Annotated in this window: 16 protein-coding genes and 1 tRNA gene; 9 read left to right on the forward strand and 8 right to left on the reverse strand. The window is 32.2% G+C overall.

Going from position 1 to position 17,611, the window contains the following annotated elements; genetic code table 11:
* Positions 1-52 precede the first annotated feature (52 nt).
* The gene (locus C7447_RS02945; RefSeq protein ID WP_148868685.1) at positions 53-1,207 is read right to left on the reverse strand and encodes a beta-ketoacyl synthase N-terminal-like domain-containing protein; all 1,155 of its coding nucleotides are present in this window, start codon (positions 1,205-1,207) and stop codon (positions 53-55) included.
* Positions 1,208-1,249: 42 nt separating this feature from the next.
* Between C7447_RS02945 and C7447_RS02950 the strand changes: the two genes are divergently transcribed.
* Complete coding sequence (locus C7447_RS02950) at positions 1,250-1,690, forward strand: cytochrome c oxidase assembly factor Coa1 family protein (RefSeq protein WP_148868686.1); 441 nt, start codon at positions 1,250-1,252, stop codon at positions 1,688-1,690.
* Here the strand turns inward: C7447_RS02950 and bioA are convergent.
* The 4 genes from bioA to C7447_RS02970 all read right to left on the reverse strand — a co-directional run bounded on the left by bioA (position 1,676) and on the right by C7447_RS02970 (position 5,248).
* Positions 1,676-2,941, reverse strand: coding sequence for an adenosylmethionine--8-amino-7-oxononanoate transaminase (gene bioA / locus C7447_RS02955; RefSeq protein WP_148868687.1), 1,266 nt, complete (start codon positions 2,939-2,941; stop codon positions 1,676-1,678). The genes C7447_RS02950 and bioA overlap by 15 nt on opposite strands.
* Positions 2,938-3,552 carry a dethiobiotin synthase gene (bioD, locus tag C7447_RS02960; protein WP_148868688.1) on the reverse strand — a complete coding sequence of 205 codons (615 nt, stop codon included), beginning with the start codon at positions 3,550-3,552 and terminating at the stop codon, positions 2,938-2,940. Before bioD ends, bioA begins: the two co-directional genes overlap by 4 nt.
* Positions 3,553-3,628: 76 nt before the next feature.
* The gene (locus C7447_RS02965) at positions 3,629-4,777 is read right to left on the reverse strand and encodes an aminotransferase class I/II-fold pyridoxal phosphate-dependent enzyme (protein ID WP_148868689.1); all 1,149 of its coding nucleotides are present in this window, start codon (positions 4,775-4,777) and stop codon (positions 3,629-3,631) included.
* Between the two features lie 105 nt (positions 4,778-4,882).
* Positions 4,883-5,248, reverse strand: a complete 366-nt coding sequence (locus C7447_RS02970) for an arsenate reductase family protein (protein WP_148868690.1) — start codon at positions 5,246-5,248, stop codon at positions 4,883-4,885.
* Positions 5,249-5,442: 194 nt separating this feature from the next.
* Here C7447_RS02970 and C7447_RS02975 point away from each other — a divergent pair, with 194 nt between their 5' ends.
* The gene (locus tag C7447_RS02975; protein WP_148868691.1) at positions 5,443-7,785 is read left to right on the forward strand and encodes a GH92 family glycosyl hydrolase; all 2,343 of its coding nucleotides are present in this window, start codon (positions 5,443-5,445) and stop codon (positions 7,783-7,785) included.
* A gap of 60 nt (positions 7,786-7,845) precedes the next feature.
* On the opposite strand, the gene C7447_RS02980 is transcribed toward C7447_RS02975, so the two are convergent.
* Positions 7,846-7,919, reverse strand: a tRNA-Asn gene (locus C7447_RS02980).
* 185 nt (positions 7,920-8,104) lie between these two features.
* On the opposite strand from C7447_RS02980, the gene C7447_RS02985 reads away from it, so the two are divergent.
* The 7 genes from C7447_RS02985 to C7447_RS03015 all read left to right on the forward strand — a co-directional run bounded on the left by C7447_RS02985 (position 8,105) and on the right by C7447_RS03015 (position 15,364).
* The gene (locus C7447_RS02985; protein WP_148868692.1) at positions 8,105-10,840 is read left to right on the forward strand and encodes a 2-oxoglutarate dehydrogenase E1 component; all 2,736 of its coding nucleotides are present in this window, start codon (positions 8,105-8,107) and stop codon (positions 10,838-10,840) included.
* 100 nt (positions 10,841-10,940) lie between these two features.
* Positions 10,941-12,149 (forward strand): 2-oxoglutarate dehydrogenase complex dihydrolipoyllysine-residue succinyltransferase, encoded by a 1,209-nt coding sequence (odhB, locus tag C7447_RS02990; protein ID WP_211354889.1) that lies wholly within the window; start codon positions 10,941-10,943, stop codon positions 12,147-12,149.
* 284 nt (positions 12,150-12,433) lie between these two features.
* Positions 12,434-12,907 carry a hypothetical protein gene (locus C7447_RS02995; RefSeq protein ID WP_148868694.1) on the forward strand — a complete coding sequence of 158 codons (474 nt, stop codon included), beginning with the start codon at positions 12,434-12,436 and terminating at the stop codon, positions 12,905-12,907.
* Positions 12,908-13,078: 171 nt separating this feature from the next.
* The gene (locus C7447_RS03000; RefSeq protein WP_148868695.1) at positions 13,079-13,447 is read left to right on the forward strand and encodes a DUF2200 domain-containing protein; all 369 of its coding nucleotides are present in this window, start codon (positions 13,079-13,081) and stop codon (positions 13,445-13,447) included.
* 441 nt (positions 13,448-13,888) lie between these two features.
* A complete protein-coding gene (locus tag C7447_RS03005) occupies positions 13,889-14,308 on the forward strand; it encodes a hypothetical protein (RefSeq protein WP_148868696.1) in 420 nt (139 codons plus the stop codon).
* Positions 14,309-14,345: 37 nt separating this feature from the next.
* Entirely contained in the window at positions 14,346-14,819 is a 474-nt protein-coding gene (locus C7447_RS03010) for a hypothetical protein (protein WP_148868697.1), read from the forward strand.
* Between the two features lie 26 nt (positions 14,820-14,845).
* On the forward strand, positions 14,846-15,364 hold the full coding sequence (locus C7447_RS03015; protein ID WP_148868698.1) for a GNAT family N-acetyltransferase: 519 nt from the start codon (positions 14,846-14,848) through the stop codon (positions 15,362-15,364).
* 53 nt (positions 15,365-15,417) lie between these two features.
* On the opposite strand, the gene sufD is transcribed toward C7447_RS03015, so the two are convergent.
* Together sufD and sufC are read right to left on the reverse strand one after the other, a co-directional pair.
* Positions 15,418-16,731, reverse strand: coding sequence for a Fe-S cluster assembly protein SufD (gene sufD, locus C7447_RS03020; RefSeq protein ID WP_148869488.1), 1,314 nt, complete (start codon positions 16,729-16,731; stop codon positions 15,418-15,420).
* A gap of 99 nt (positions 16,732-16,830) precedes the next feature.
* Complete coding sequence (gene sufC, locus C7447_RS03025; RefSeq protein WP_148868699.1) at positions 16,831-17,580, reverse strand: Fe-S cluster assembly ATPase SufC; 750 nt, start codon at positions 17,578-17,580, stop codon at positions 16,831-16,833.
* Positions 17,581-17,611 lie beyond the last annotated feature (31 nt).

Below are 17,611 nucleotides of genomic sequence, written 5' to 3' on the forward strand. Positions count from 1 at the left end.
AGCAATTAATTTAAACGATTCTAAAGTATATAATTGAAAATAAATGAACAATTTATTTTGAAACTAAAATTGAGACTGCATTACCTCCAAAACCAACAGCATTCACTAATATTTTTCTTAGTTTTTTAGGTTGTTCTTGGGTAGCGGCAAAAGGAACTTGAATAGCTTGTTGATGTTGTAACATTAATAAGGCTAATTCAAAACTTAATAAACCAGATGCGCCAAAGGTGTGTCCTAACTTCCATTTATTGGTAGTTAGAAATGGTGTTTTGTTACAAAAAACTTTTTTTATTGCATTTACTTCAGATAAATCCCCTTTTATTGTGCCAGGAGCGTGCATTACAATGGCATCAATTTCTTCTAAATTGACGTTTTGAGTCGCCATTTTCATCGATTTTTGAAAACATTCAGCATCTGTAGTAACCGATGTATTGTGTTTTAAAATTTCGGTAGCATAACCAATACCTTCTATTTTGGCAATGGCATTTTTAGTAATTCCTTTTTCTAAACAAACAGCAGCAGCACCTTCACCTAACACCATAGTGTTTTTTGTTTTATTTAAATCGAATGCTTTACAAGGATAGCCTTCTGTTTCTTTAGAATATACTTTTAGAGCTTGCATTTGTGCAATCGTAAAATCTGTTAACGGAGCTTCACTACCCCCTACTAAAAACTTATCACTCATTCCTGAGTTTATCCAGGCAATTCCATTTAATAAGGAATGTAATGCTGTGGAACACGTAATCGAGTGAGAAATTTCTGGCCCCTCGGTTTGTAAATCGTGAGCAACCCAAGAAGATATATTTCCTAAAGTGGTGGTTGGAGAACTTAAGGTTGACGAAACTCCCTTGTTTAAAAATTCTTCATGATATTTCTCAAATAAATGAGTAGCTCCACGAGAAGAACCAAAGTTAATACCGAAGTTATCATTTGATTTCCATCCTGCTTTTTTTACAGCATTTCTTGCAGAGAAAATAGCAAATAAAACTGTTTTATCGAGATTTTTATACTTGTTGTCGGAATTTTTAATTTCCTCAATTAACGCATTGTTTTCTTCAGAAAGATGTGCTACAAAAGTTGTTTCTTCGTTAATAGTTTTAGTAGAAATTCGATGTTTATCATCTAAATATGCGCTCCAAATACTATTTTCATTACTTCCTAAGGAAGAGATTGAATCAAAAGAAATTATAGAAATTGGTGTTGTCAAATTTTTTTTTTTGTACAAAAATAAGGTTTCAAACTATTTTATATGGAGGAATATCAAGAAAGAAGTTGGTTTAGTAAAAATTGGCCTTGGGCTTTGCCTTTAGGTTGTTGTTCTGGGTGCTTGTTATTATTTATTTTATTTATTGGAGGTATTGGAACTGCTGTTTTCGGCGTATTTTCCGAGCTGAAAGAAGCTACACCGATTGAGGAGATTCTTATTACGGTTAATAAAAATCCAAAAGCGACGGCAATTTTAGGAACCAATATTGTAAGTGATGGTTTTCCGTCGGGTAATATTTCTTTAAATAATAATGATAGAGAAGTTGCATTTACAATCCCAGTAAAAGGAAGTAAAGTAGAAGGTGTTTTAACCGTTAATGGTATTCGTGTAGATAAGAAATGGTTTTATGAAGACTTGTATGTAACAATTAAAGAAACACAAGAACAAATTAACTTATTAGAAAAAGCATTAGAGGATTTCTAATGCTTTTTCTATAGTTTTATATATTTTTTCTAATTGTTCATTGGTAATTACAAAAGGAGCTAAAATGTAAATAGTGTTACCTAACGGACGTAAACAAACGCCGTTTTCCATGAAGAAATTGAAGAGTTTGTAGCGTAAATCACCGTAACGTTCCATTTCAACATTTAAATCCAATGCATAAATAATTCCTTTTTGTCTGGTTGATTTTACTTTTGGATGCTTTTTTATTTTAGAGTCAAATTCTTGATGCGATTTAATAATTCTTTGGATATTACCCTGAATTTCTTCAGATTGTAACAATTCTATTCCAGCTAAAGCAGCAGAACATGCTACTGGATTTGCAGAATAAGTATGTCCGTGAAAAAAACCTTTACCAATATCATCACTTAAAAAAGCGTTGTATACTTTTTGAGAACAACTTGTAATTGCCATAGGAACCAAGCCTGCGGTTAATGATTTTGACAAACAGATGATATCTGGTTTGTGCTCCAAATATTCAGAAGCAAAATTCTTACCTGTTTTTCCAAAGCCAGTCATTACTTCATCTGCTATGGCTAGAACATTGTTTTCTTGTGCAATTTTAATAAGCTCGTTTAATAAGTTACCATCAAACATTTTCATGGCAGCAGCACCTTGTACTAAAGGTTCATAGACAAAAGCGGCAACGTTATGTTCTGTAATTAATTTTATAAATTCCTCTTTTACGTGTTCGAAATTCTCCTGTGTTGGCACAGGGATACGGGCTACATCAATAAAAAAATCTTCGAAAGGTCCGTTGTAAACCGACAAACCAGAGACTGACATGGCACCAAAAGTATCACCATGAAATCCGTCTTCAAGAGCAATAATTTTCCCTTTTTTTTCTCCTTGATTAAAATGATATTGCAAGGCCATTTTTATAGCAACATCTACGGATGTTGAGCCATTATCAGAAAAGAAGACTTTTTCCTGATTTTCAGGAAGTATTTTTATGAGTTCTTCAGATAGTTTTATAGCGGGTTCATGAGTAAACCCAGCAAAAACAACATGATCTAATTGTTGCATTTGCTTATAAACGCTACTGGTAATGTATTCATTACAATGTCCATACATACAGGTGTACCAAGAGGCAATGCCGTCTATATATTCATTGTTTTTGTCATCGTATAGAATTGCTCCTTTAGCTTTGGTAATTGCTAAATGATTTGGATATAACTGATGCTGAGTTAGCGGATGCCAAAGGTGTTTTTTATCGCGTTCGGTTAAGTTCATAATTTATCTTTAAACAATTCTGCGTATTCTTTAATTACGTTTTTATCAAAGTAAGGCTCTTCTTCTATGCGACCAATAACAGGAATATTAGTCATTTTCTGAATGATTTCCTCCGTGGTTTTATGTTCATCACCTGAAAAAATTAATGAAACATCAAATCCTTTTTCTTTTAACAGGTTTATTGTTAGTAATGTGTGATTGATGCTTCCCAAATAATGACGAGAAACCACAATTACTTTATAATCGGGTTTTATAATGTCTAAAATAGTATTTGTGTCGTTTAACGGAACTAACAATCCGCCAGCACCTTCAATAACTAGGTGGTTTTTGGTTTTCGGTTCTTTTATTTTTTTAATATCTATTTTAATTCCATCAATTTCAGCAGCAGCGTGCGGACTCATTGGGGTGTTGAGCGCATAGCTATTTGGATGAATAATCGTTGTTGAATTTGAGATTAATTTTCCAACTTTATGAGCATCGGAATAATCAAGTTCTCCTGCTTGAATAGGTTTCCAATAGTCGGCTTCTAAAGCTTCTGTTACAATTGCAGAAGCAATGGTTTTGCCAACTTCCGTAGAAATTCCTGTGATAAAATATTTTTGTTGTTTCATGTCATTACGAGGAACATTGCGAAGAAGTAATCTTTAATAATTAAAGTAGATTGCTTCACTTCGTTCGCAATGACGTTTAATTTACAAAAGTAGCAAGGTTCTCTAAAAGATTGGTGATTTCTTTGGTAGAATTATAACTGTGTAAACAAAAACGCAATCGTTCTTTTCCTTCTGAAACCGTTGGAGAAAGAATTGGTTTTATGTCAAATCCTTTTTGTTGCAGTTTTTCAGCGATATTTTGTGTTCTTGTATTGCCAGAAATAACACAACAATGTATGGCTGAATTACTTTCAATAAATCGCTCGCTGAGGGATAATCGCTTAATTTCTGTTTTAAAATGATGAATGTTTTGATGTAGTTTATTAATGATAGAATTATTCAACTCTTCATACGCGATCTTAATAGTTGCTAAAGAATGAGGAGATAAACCTGTTGTATAAATAAAACTACGGGCAAAATTTACTAAGTATTGAGTCAGTTTTTCACTTCCTAATATTACTGCTCCGTGGCAACCCAAGCCTTTTCCGAAGGTAACAATACGAGCAAAAATATCTTTTTCTAAATTTAAATGTTGAGATAACCCACAACCATTAAGGCCAAAAACACCTAAAGCATGTGCTTCATCAATAATTAAGAGAGCATTGTGTTTTTTACAGATGTTATTTATCTTAATCAAATCAGGAGTATCCCCATCCATAGAAAAAATACTTTCTGTTACAATATATACATTTAACTGAGTTTCTGTAATAGAATTGGAATGACGGATTAGTAATTTCTCTAATTCTTCAATATTATTGTGTTTGAATTTAAATGATTTTGCATTTGATAGTTGAATTCCGTCTCTAATAGAAGCATGAATATATTCGTCGAATAAAATAATATCTCCACGTTGAAGTATTGAAGAGAAAAATCCGAGACTAGCATCGTAGCCAGAATTAAATATTAAAGCGCTCTCCGAATTGTGGAAGTTACTTAGGTGCTTCTCAAGTTCAGTGTGTAAAAAATGATTTCCAGAAAGCAAACGAGAACCTGTTGCTCCGTTGATTTTGATGTTTTTATCAATTAAAAATTGATGTGTTTTTTCAAAAATAACTTCAGATTTAGCAAAGCCTAAATAATCATTAGATGAGAAATCTATCAAATTTATAGTGTTTTTAAGACTTCTCAACGTGTTGTTCTCTTCACGTTGTTGGACTTTGTTTTGAAGTTTTTTTGGAAAATGCATGGTGTAAAAATAAAAAAAAGACTTACATAGAAGTAAGTCTTTTTCGTTCGCCCCCGAGCAAGCTCTTTTTTCAGAGCTTGTTTATTTATACTATTTAAGTAAGCTCTATATTTTAATAATGTCTGTAGGTGTTTCAATCAAGATGGTTATATTACCTCTTAAAGCAATGGGTTGTTTCATGATTTCTGGATTGTGTTGTATCATTTTTATCCAGTCATCAGAAGAAAAATCATGATGTTCAAAACGAGAGGTATAAGAAGGGTGTTCTTGGTTTACCAAATCTCTAATTTCAATATTGAGTTTGTCTGCAAGTTCTGCTATCTGTGTTCCCGTAAGACGCGTTTTTAAAATGTCAATTTCTTGAATTGGTAACCCTTCTGCTTTGGCATAGGCTAAAGTCTGTTTAGCTCTTGTGGATTTAGAACTATAAAATAAAGTAATTTGCCTGTTAGATGTCGCAATTTCTCCCATAATGAATAGCTTTATTCTTCAGTCAAAAATAGTTATGAGAGCAAATAGATAAAATGATATTTATCAGTATAAAACATTAATAATTTTATGGTTTAAATAAAAAATCTATTTTTATAAATATTTATTGAATTAGTTCTAAAGTTGTTTTAAAAAGAAGAAGTTATTTTTAAAGAATTTAATTAAAAAACATTAAAATGAAGTACAAACTTGTCTGGTATTTAATAAGTATACTGATAGTATCTTGTGTAGAACAAACAAAAAAAGAAACAGAAACTTTAGCTAATACAAATCTGGTAGATTATGTAAACCCTTTAATGGGAACAGATTCTAATTATAGTCTGTCAAATGGAAATACTTATCCCGCTATTGCAACACCCTGGGGAATGAATTTTTGGACTCCAATGACCTCAAAAATGGGAGATGGATGGACATATAAATATGATGAAAATAAAATAAGAGGAATTAAACAAACTCATCAACCAAGTCCATGGATTAATGATTATGCTGCATTTTCATTAATGGCGGTTACAGGGGATCTTAAATACAAAGAAGAAGAACGAGCTTCGTGGTTTTCTCATAAAGCAGAAACGGTAAAGCCTTATCACTATAAAGTATATTTGGCAGATTATGATGTGGTTGCTGAGGTTGCCCCTACAGAACGTGCAGCACATTTTAAGTTTACGTTTCCAGAAGCTGAAAAATCTTATATTATGCTAGATGCCTTTTTTAAAGGCTCTATGGTGAAAATTTTTCCTGAAGAAAGAAAAATCATTGGGTATTGCAGAAATAATAGTGGTGGAGTTCCTGATAATTTTCACAATTATTTTGTAGCAGAATTTGATAAAGATTTTGAAATAAACCATACTTGGGGAGATGATTGGAAATTGCTTGAGAATTCTACAGAAAATGAAGGGAAGCATGTAGGAGGAATTATTGGGTTTAAAACCAAGAGGGGAGAAACAGTACATGTAAAAGTAGCTTCATCTTTTATTAGTCCAGAACAGGCACAACTGAATTTAAACAGAGAAATAGGAAATGATACGTTTGATGCAACAAAGAAGAAAGCTAAGAACGCTTGGGAAGAAGAATTGAATAAAATTCAGATAGAAGATAATAATACAGATCATATTAAAACCTTTTATTCTTGTTTGTATAGAGTGCTCCTTTTTCCAAGAAAATTCTACGAGTTTAATGAAAAGAATGAAGTAGTACATTATAGTCCTTATAACGGAAAAGTATTACCAGGTTATATGTTTACAGACAATGGTTTTTGGGATACTTTTAGAGCTGTGTTTCCTTTTTTTAATATGATGTATCCAGAGTTAAATAGTCATATTATGGAAGGGTTGGCAAATACTTACGTAGAATCTGGTTGGTTGCCAGAATGGGCAAGTCCTGGACATAGAGATTGTATGATAGGCTCTAATTCTGCACCAATTATTGTAGATGCATTTTTAAAAGGAAATGTAAATAAAGAAACGGCAACTATTTTATTTGAAGCAATATTAAAGAATGCTACCACTTCTCAGGGGAGACCTTTGTCTAAAAAGGGTGATGAAATGAGTTCTGTAGGAAGAGAGGGGATAGACTATTATAATACATTGGGTTATGTACCTTATGATGTAAATATTAACGAAAATACGGCAAGAACGTTAGAATATGCGTATGCTGATTTTACGATTGCTAAAATGGCAGAAAAATTAGGTAAAAAGGATATTGCAGATACTTTTTATAGGAGATCTCAGAACTATAAAAATGTTTACGATCCGTCAACCAAATTAATGCGAGGTAAAAATAAAGATGGTAGTTTTCAATCCCCTTTTAACCCTTTAAAGTGGGGGGATGCTTTTACAGAAGGAAATAGTTTGCATTATACATGGTCAGTTTTTCATGATATTGAAGGTTTGATTCAATTAATGGGAGGGAAATCAGAATTTGAAAAACAATTAGATAATGTATTTACAATGCCTCCAGATTTTGACGATTCCTATTATGGAGGAACAATTCATGAAATTAGAGAAATGCAAATTGTAAATATGGGTAATTATGCGCATGGAAATCAACCAATTCAACATATGATTTATTTGTATAATTATGCGAATGCAGCTTATAAAACCCAAGAAAAAATACGCAATGTTTTAACAAAGTTATACGCAGCAACACCAGATGGTTATTGTGGAGATGAAGATAACGGACAAACTTCTGCTTGGTATGTATTTAGTTCTTTAGGGTTTTACCCAGTTACACCAGGAGTAAATGAATATGTAATAGGAAGCCCGTTGTTTAAAAAAGCGATAATTAGACTAGAAAACGGAAAAACATTTGAAATTAATGCTTTAAATAATTCTAAAGAAAACATGTATATACAATCAGTTTCTCTTAATGGTACTGAATATGATAAAAATTATTTAGACTTTAAAAGTATTCAACAGGGAGGGACTTTTAATTTTACGATGGGAAATGTTCCTAATAAAGATTGGGCAAAGACAAATAATGCAGTACCATATTCTTTGAGTAAAGAGAGAAAAGACAACTAAAACAAGGTTTTAAATTATACGAAAATAAAAAAGTCTAGCTAAATGCTAGACTTTTTTTTGCTCCTCAACCTGGACTCGAACCAGGGACCCTCTGATTAACAGTCAGATGCTCTAACCAACTGAGCTATTGAGGAATTTGCGTAACACTATTTGTGTTTTGCGAGTGCAAATATAATACGGTTTTTTGAATCTGCAAATAAATTTTGAAAAAAAATTGATTTTTTTTCAATTGAATTAAAACTCAAAAAAAGAAAACTTTTTTAGTAAAAGTTGTACTTTTGTATCTATTATTCTTATTTAGAAAAGTACGATAGTATATATGGACAAGTTTTCGTTCTTAAACGCAGCACATACGGGATTTATAGGTGATTTGTATGAACAATATCAAAAAAACCCTGATACTGTAGAACCGAGTTGGAGAAGTTTTTTTCAGGGATATGATTTAGCAAACGAGAATTATTCGTTGACTGATGAAGAAGTTTCAGTAGAAGTTCCTGAAGGAGTTCACAAGGAATTTTTAGTGATAGACTTAATAAATGGTTACCGTACTCGCGGGCATTTGTTTACTAAAACGAACCCTGTTCGTGAAAGAAGACAATACACACCTTCCTTAGATATCGAAAACTTTGGATTATCACAAGATGATTTATCGACAGTATTTAACGCTGCAGAAATTTTAGGAATAGGGTCTAAAACTTTATCAGACATCATCAATCATCTAAAAGCTATTTATTGTGATAGTATTGGGGTTGAATATATGTATTTAAGAAATCCTGAAGAGTTAAAATGGTGGCAAAATCGTTTAAATAAAAATGATAATCACCCTAATTATGATTTAAACGAAAAAAAATACATACTTTCTAAACTAAATCAAGCGGTTGGTTTTGAAAACTTTTTGCAAACAAAATATGTGGGTCAAAAACGTTTCTCTTTAGAAGGAGGAGAAACCTTAATACCAGGAATTAGTGTTGCACTTCGTGATGCTGCAGAATTATATGGTGTTGAAGAATGTGTGTTAGGAATGGCTCACCGTGGTCGTTTAAACACCCTAGTAAATATCTTCAAAAAACCAGTTAGAGATTTATTTAGCGAGTTTGAAGGAAAAGATTTTGAGGATCAAGATATCGATGGAGATGTAAAATATCACTTAGGGTTAACACTTAGTAAAGCATATAAAGGCGGACAAAAAATGAAGATGAATTTGGTGCCAAATCCATCACATTTAGAAACGGTAGCTGCTGTAGCAGAAGGAATTGTTCGTGCTAAAATAGACTTAGATTATAAAGGTGATAATGGTAAAATATTACCAATTATAGTACATGGTGATGCCGCTGTTGCAGGTCAAGGTATTGTGTATGAAGTTGCACAAATGATGACCTTAAATGGTTACAAAACTGGAGGAACTTTACATATAGTGGTAAATAACCAAGTTGGATTTACTACAAACTATTTAGATGCACGTTCAAGTACGTATTGTACAGATGTTGCAAAAGTGACTTTGAGCCCTGTTTTACATGTTAATGCAGATGATGCAGAAGCTGTATGTCATGCGATGGAAATAGCGGTTGAATATCGCATGAAATTCAAAAAAGATATTTATATAGACTTATTAGGATATCGTAAATATGGGCATAACGAAGGTGATGAACCTCGTTTTACCCAACCGAATTTATACAAAGCAATTGCAAAACATAAAAATCCTAAAGATATTTATGTAGATAAATTAATTCGTGAAGAAAGTATAGATAAATCTTACGTAAATCAAATTACAGAAGATTTCAAAGCAATGTTAGAGGTGGAGTTTGATGAATCTAAAAAGAAAGAGACTTCTAAGATTAGCGAATTTATGCCAGAGGTTTGGGAAAACTTTGTGCGTAAACAATTGCAAGACATGTTGCACCCTGTAGATACGACTTATTCTGTCGACAAATTAAAAAATATTGCAAAAATTGTTTCTAGTGTACCAGAAGGTGTGAAATTTGTTCGTAAAGCAGAGCGTATATTAGACGGAAGAAAAAAAATGGTCTTTGAAACCAATGAATTGGATTGGGGAATGGCAGAAACGTTAGCATATGGATCATTATTAGAAGAAGGATATGATGTGCGAATTTCTGGAGAGGATGTAGAAAGAGGAACTTTTTCTCACCGTCATGCCATTTTACGTGATGAAATTTCCGAAGCAAGAATTAATTTGTTAAACACAAATGAGAAGAATAAAGGTGAGATGACTATTTACAACTCACATTTATCAGAATACGGAGTACTAGGCTTTGATTATGGTTATGCTATGGCAGCTCCAAATACATTAACTATTTGGGAAGCTCAGTTTGGTGATTTTGCTAACGGAGCACAAATAATATTTGATCAGTATGTTTCTTCTGCTGAAGATAAATGGAAGTTACAAAATGGTTTGGTAGTGTTATTACCTCATGGTTACGAAGGTCAAGGACCTGAGCATTCATCAGCAAGAATAGAACGTTTTTTACAATCATCTGCAGTAGATAATTGGACGATTGCGAATTGTTCTACGCCAGCAAACATTTATCATTTGTTACGTCGTCAAATAAAACGTGATTTTAGAAAACCATTAATTGTTTTCACACCAAAGAGTTTATTACGTCATCCCAAAGCGGTAAACCCTATTGAAGATTTAGCAAACGGAACTTTCCAAGAAGTAATTGACGATACGGTAGATACTTCTAAAGTGAAGAAAATGGTGTTCTGTATGGGTAAATTTTATTACGATTTATTGTCAGAGCGTGAAAAGTTAGGTCGTGAAGACATTGCGTTAATTAGAATTGAACAATTATTCCCATTACACAACAAGAATATTGGGAAAGTAATGGATAGATATCCAAATGTAGAAAGATATGTTTGGGCACAAGAAGAACCTAAAAATATGGGTGCTTGGGGTTATATGTTAGAACGTTTTGAATTAGCTAAATTAGAATGTGCGTCGAGAGATTATCATTCGGCTCCTGCTGCAGGTTCAAGTGCGCGTTTTAAGCGTAGACATCAAGCGGTTATTGACAAAGTTTTTGATCAGGAGCGTTAGGGTTTGAAGGGAGCTACCATGTAGTGCGTAAGCCCGACCCAAATGGGATCGTGCCAAAAAATAAAATAAAAAAAATTCAGATATATAAAATTTAGAACTGATGGTTTTAGAAATGAAAGTTCCTTCTCCGGGGGAGTCAATTACAGAAGTAGAAATAGCAACTTGGTTAGTTGAGGATGGTGATTATGTTGAGAAAGATCAACCGATCGCCGAAGTAGATTCAGACAAAGCAACCTTAGAGTTACCTGCGGAAGAAAGTGGAATTATTACCCTAAAAGCAGAAGAAGGTGATGCCGTTGCCGTTGGTGCTGTAGTGTGTTTAATTGACATGGATGCTAAAAAACCAGAAGGTAGTGAAGCTCCAAAAGCTGAAGAAAAACCTGCAGAAAAGAAGGAGGAAGCTCCAAAAGCAGCTCCTGTAGAAACAACATATGCAACAGGAACAGCGTCTCCAGCAGCAAAAAAAGTCTTAGCTGAAAAAGGAATGAGTGCTTCAGATGTTTCAGGAACTGGTAAAGCGGGGCGTGTTACAAAAGACGACGCTATAAAAGCGGTACCTTCTATGGGAACACCAGGAATGGGGTCTCGTAGTACAGAGCGTAAAAAATTATCTATGCTTCGTAGAAAAGTAGCACAACGTTTAGTTTCTGTTAAAAATGAAACGGCAATGTTAACTACGTTTAACGAAGTGAATATGCAACCAATATTCGACTTGCGTAATCAATTTAAAGAGGATTTTAAAGCGAAACATGGTGTTGGTTTAGGATTTATGAGTTTCTTCACAAAAGCGGTTACAAGAGCTTTACAATTGTATCCAGACGTAAACTCAATGATCGATGGAGATTTCCAAGTAAAGAATGACTTTCAAGATATTTCTATTGCAGTATCGGGTCCTAAAGGATTAATGGTTCCTGTAATTAGAAATGCGGAAAACTTAACCTTTAGAGGTGTTGAAAGTGAAGTAAAGCGTTTAGCTTTACGTGCTCGTGACGGACAAATTACTGTCGATGAAATGACAGGAGGTACATTTACCATTACTAACGGAGGTGTATTTGGTTCTATGTTATCTACACCAATTATCAATCCACCACAAAGCGGTATTTTAGGAATGCATAATATTGTAAATCGTCCGATGGCTGTAAATGGTGAAGTTGTAATACAACCAATTATGTATGTGGCGTTGTCTTATGATCATAGAGTTATTGACGGTCGTGAGTCTGTTGGATTCTTAGTTGCTGTTAAAGAGGCATTAGAAAATCCTATAGAGTTATTGATGGATAACAACCCAGCGAAAGCTTTAGAAATGTAGTTTTCTTTGAAAATAAAAATAATTAAATCCTGCACTTTTAGTGTGGGATTTTTTCTTATTTTTAACCATAACCCACTAGGTAAATTTTCATTTTAATGAACAAAAGAATCATCTTTCTTATTTTTTTTCTTGCTTTTTGGTTAGTTGATTTATTAATGATTTATTTAGATGAGAGAGTTTTTTTAATTATTCCCAGAGTATTAAGTTTGTTATCTTTGATTTTGTATTGTTTTTTTTCTGTAAAAAAAATTACTCTAAATTTTTGTGTTTTATCATTTTTTATAATGTTAACAGGGGCATTGTTTTCAGTTAATGATTATACACTAATAGGAATGTTAAGTCTTATAGCTTTACGCATAACGTGGATTAAGTTGCTACTTTCATACAAAGAAAAAACAGAGGCTAAAATTATATTATTAGTGTTCATATTATCATTAACTATAACTAGTATTGTAATATACACTATGTATGCAAATACATACTTCTTTTGTTTATCAATACTAACTTCAGGTCTTTTATTATTTCTATTAGCAATTTCTTTTTCAAGATTACTAACCGCCAGTCCACTGTTTGGTAATAAAGAAATGTTTATTTCTATAGTTATCTTTATTTTTTCGGATGCACTTTCAGGGTCAAAAAAAATTGAAGGAACAAGTACTTTTTTTCTTATTTTAAGTGTTTTTCTGTATAATATTGCTTATTTTTTTCTGATAAAATCTCTTATAAAAAAAGATGTTAAGTTTCAATTAGCAGCATAGTTACTTATTTTTAATGATTAAAAACAAAAACTACATCCTTTCTTAATAAACATATTCATTCTTTATAAGATGTCGTCAATTGTATTCCGATTAATCGAGTTTAACATTTTACCGTTTTTTGTTGTATAGAATTTTGTAAATTGCTAAAAGATCTAACCGTAAAGTTATAAAATGAGTACTACAACAGATAAACACAACGAGCGTATTGCAAGTATGACCTTTGCATCTGTGTATCCGCACTACATTACTAAAGTAGAAAAGAAAGGTAGAACTTTAGAAGAATTACATCAAGTGATAACATGGCTTACAGGTTTTGATATTAATAAACTTAACGACCTTATCGATGAAAAAGTAACCTTTAAAACTTTTTTTGAAGAGGCATCTCTTCATAAAAATGCGTATTTAATAAAAGGTGTAATTTGCGGTTATAGAGTAGAAGAAATAAACAATAAACTTACGCAGCAAGTTCGTTATTTAGATAAACTGGTTGATGAATTGGCAAAGGGTAGAAAAATGGAAAAGATTTTACGTACAGAATAAATTAAACTAAATACTATGAAAATTTGAGATTTTTCAATCAGTTTAGTGGGAAAATATTTTTATAAAACAGTTGATTTCCTGTGTTTACAGTGAGTATTGAACATAATTACTGAATTATATAAAATGGTAATTCGTACATTGGTTTATTTCAATGAATGTTCGAAAACAACATTTTAGGGTTTATCCAAGGTGGGATGAAAACGCTAAAAAACTTGATGACTTTGATGCTGAGAGAGATATTTACAAACATTAAAAGCTAATCATATTAAGCTAGATACATAAGCAGATAAAAAAAATTTAGGACTGGCAAGTATTGTGTTTTTTGACCTGAAAGAAAATATTATTTTAATAAATCGACATGTATATAAATTATAATAAGAATAGGAAAATTTTACTTGAGTAGAATTTGAATTTCATTTAACTTAGATAATGATGAATAAAATGTCAATTTCCAAGCAGAATTTATGGATTAAGATAATAGCATCTGTCAACGGAGTTGCAGCTGTTATTCATGCATTTTTTTGGGTATTAGTTTTTGTCAAATCACCTACTATATCTTCAAAAGAAAACATTTTAGAGAAGACAAATCTTGCAACAACTTACGGGTTTGGTATTGCCGATTTAATATGGTCGGTACCTCTTCTTGTCATTGGTTCTGTTTGGCTTTGGAAAAAAACTCCCATAGGTTGGTTAGGTGCACAATTTGCAAACGTTTTATATTGGTATTCTTTTACGGTTATAATTACTAGAGATTTTCATTCAGGCACAATTTCTCCAGGAACCATGTTGTTCTTACCTTTTGCAATTTTTTCGTTTTGGGCAGCCTCTTTTTTATGGAAACAACGAAGTGTTTTTTTTTGATTAATGAAGGTTAAATGTAATTTGAAATAGATTAAGAATGAAAAAATATTCAGAAGCTGAAGTAAATAAACTAATAAGTAGTTTTACAAGTAAAAAACTTCCAGTAAATGAATGGACTCATGAAGCTCATGTAATTGTAGCGATTTGGCATAATTGGAATTTTGGTTTTAATGAAGCTTTAGAAATGGTGAGGTCAAAAATAATTAGCTATAATGAATCGGTTGGCACTCTGAATACCGAAAACTCTGGATATCATGAAACATTAACTGTTTTTTGGATGATACACACTAAGAGTTTTGTTAATGAAAACAATTTTTCATCAATAGAAGAAGCTTCTAATGCGATTTTAAATAGTGAAATATCTCTCAAAAACATACCATTCGAATATTATACCAAAGAAATATTATTTTCTCCAATAGCAAGAAAAAAATGGGTAAATGGAGATTTGAAAGAAATTTCATTAATCAATGATAAAGATCAAACTAAATTAATATTTTATTATGAAGAATAATATTACTAATGACTAACGAAAATAAAATGTCAACATACAAAACTTTCGAAACAGCACGACTTATATTAAAACCAACGCAAGTTGAGGATGCAGCGTTTATTTTAGAGCTTTTAAACACTCCTAAATGGATTGAGTATATTGGTGATAGAAAAGTCTATACTCTTGAGGATGCTAAAACATATATTAAAACACGTATGTTACCTCAATTAGAAAAGCTAGGCTATGGTAATTTTACGCTTGTTAGAAAAGAAGACAATGCTAAAATGGGCTGTTGTGGTTTGTATGATAGAGAAGGAGTGGATGGTTTAGATATCGGTTTTTCATTTTTGCCTGAATATGAAGGAAAAGGCTATGCTTTTGAAGCTTCAGAGAAACTTAAAAATGTGGCTTTTAATGAGTTTGGAATTGAGAAGATTTCAGCAATAACTACAAAAACTAATTCATCCTCTCAAAAGCTATTAGAAAAGCTTGGGTTAAAGTTTGTAAAATACACTACAATACCAAATGACGAGGAAGAATTGATGTTATATGAAATAACAAAATAAAAAATCCCAAGTTTTTAACTCGGGATTTTTATATATTAAATGTGTTTAAAAACCTACAAATCAAAACCAATATTTACTCCTAATTTGGTCGCTATTAATTTTGTGATTCGTTGTTTTACTTCCGGAATTTTTACACTTTCTAAAACCGTATTTGCAAAAGCATACATCAATAAAGCTTTTCCTTCTTTCTTAGGAATTCCACGTTGTTGCATATAAAATAACGCATCGTCATCTAACTGACCAATGGTACAGCCATGAGAACATTTTACATCATCCGCAAAAATCTCTAATTGAGGTTTCGCATTAATGGTAGCTTTATCACTAATTAAAACATTGTTGTTTTGTTGATAAGCGTTGGTTTTTTGAGCTTCCTTTTCAACAATTACCTTACCATTAAAAACTCCAGTAGAGCGCTCATTATAAATACCTTTATAATCTTGATGACTTTCACAATTCGGCTCTATATGATGTACTAAAGTATGGTGATCTACATGTTGTTTCCCTTCAATAATGGTAATTCCTTTTAAAATAGAATCGATATGTTCTCCTCTTTGATAAAAATTTAAATTATTTCTGGTGATATTTCCTCCAAAAGAAAATGTATGTACAGATACAACACTGTTAGATTTCTGCTCGATGTAGGTGTTATCTACTAACGATGCATTATCATCATCATTTTGGATTTTATAATAATCTACAGTCGCGTCTTTTGCTGCAAAAATTTCAGTAACAGCATTTGTTAACACTGCATTTTCTGTTAAACTCTGATGACGTTCTATAATTTGAACATGTGCATTTTGCTCTACCACAATTAAATTCCGTGGTTGCACCATAGTTGCAGCTTCAGAGCCTGTGGTAAAATTGATAATTTGTATTGGTTTTTCTACCTCAACATTTCTTGGAATATATATATAAGCTCCTTCGTTAGCAAATGCTGTATTTAAAGAAGTCATATTATCTTGTTTGGCAATTTTATTGAAGTAATTTTCAACAACTACCTTGTATTTTGATTTAGAGAATGCTGCGGATAATAAACAAATATCTTTTCCATCGTGTGTGGTATCAGAAAGGAAAGAACTATATTTTCCATCAATAAAAACAATTTTATAAGTGTCTATATCATGAATAAAATACTTCTTAACATCTGCAAATTCTACAGTATTATCTTTATTGGCAAAAATGCTATAATCGTTCTTTAAAACGTTGTTTAAAGAGGTGTACTTCCAAGCTTCTAATTTCTTGGTAGGAAAACCTAACTTTTCAAAATTATGAAACGCTTCTGAACGAATATCATGAATATCAGAATTGATGTCCATTTCGTTTTCAAACGCTACATATGACGATACTATTTTTTCTTTTAACTCCATTATTCTTTCTTCTGTCATTCCGCACTTGTTGCGGAATCTTAATTATTGAAATCTCAAAATTTTGTGAGATTCCCGCTTGCACGGGAATGACAAATCGGATTATACCAACTCGTTCTTAATCCAATCGTACCCTTTTTCTTCCAACTCTAAAGCTAAAGAAGCATCGCCAGTTTTTACTATTTTACCATCATGTAAAACATGTACAAAATCTGGAACAATATAATCTAACAAACGTTGGTAGTGTGTAATTACAATTACAGCGTTGTCTTTAGATTTTAACTTGTTTACACCGTTTGCAACAATACGCAAAGCATCGATATCTAAACCAGAATCTGTTTCATCTAAAATAGCCAATTTTGGTTCTAACATGGCCATTTGGAAGATTTCGTTACGTTTCTTCTCACCACCAGAAAAACCTTCGTTTAACGAACGCGATAAAAACTTTCTGTCTATTTCTAACAATTCAGATTTCTCGCGAATCATTTTTAACATGTCTTTAGCAGGCATGTCTTCTAAGCCTTTTGCTTTTCGAGTTTCGTTAATAGCTGTTTTAATAAAGTTTGTTACCGAAACACCAGGAATTTCTACAGGGTATTGAAATGATAAGAATACACCGTTATGTGCTCTTTCTTCTGGAGCTAACTCGCTAATATCTTCACCACTTAATTCTATGATTCCTTCTGTAACTTCGTATTCTTCTTTACCTGCAATTACAGAAGCCATTGTGCTTTTTCCTGCACCGTTTGGTCCCATAATAGCATGAACTTCTCCTGCTTTAACTTCTAAATTAATTCCCTTAAGAATTTCTTTATCTTCTATGCTAGCGTGTAAGTTTTTTATCTTTAACATTGTTCTATTCTCTTTATAATTGATAGCTTTT

Origin of the sequence: Tenacibaculum adriaticum, from assembly GCF_008124875.1 — a bacterium.
GTDB classification, from domain to species: Bacteria; Bacteroidota; Bacteroidia; order Flavobacteriales; family Flavobacteriaceae; genus Polaribacter; species Polaribacter adriaticus.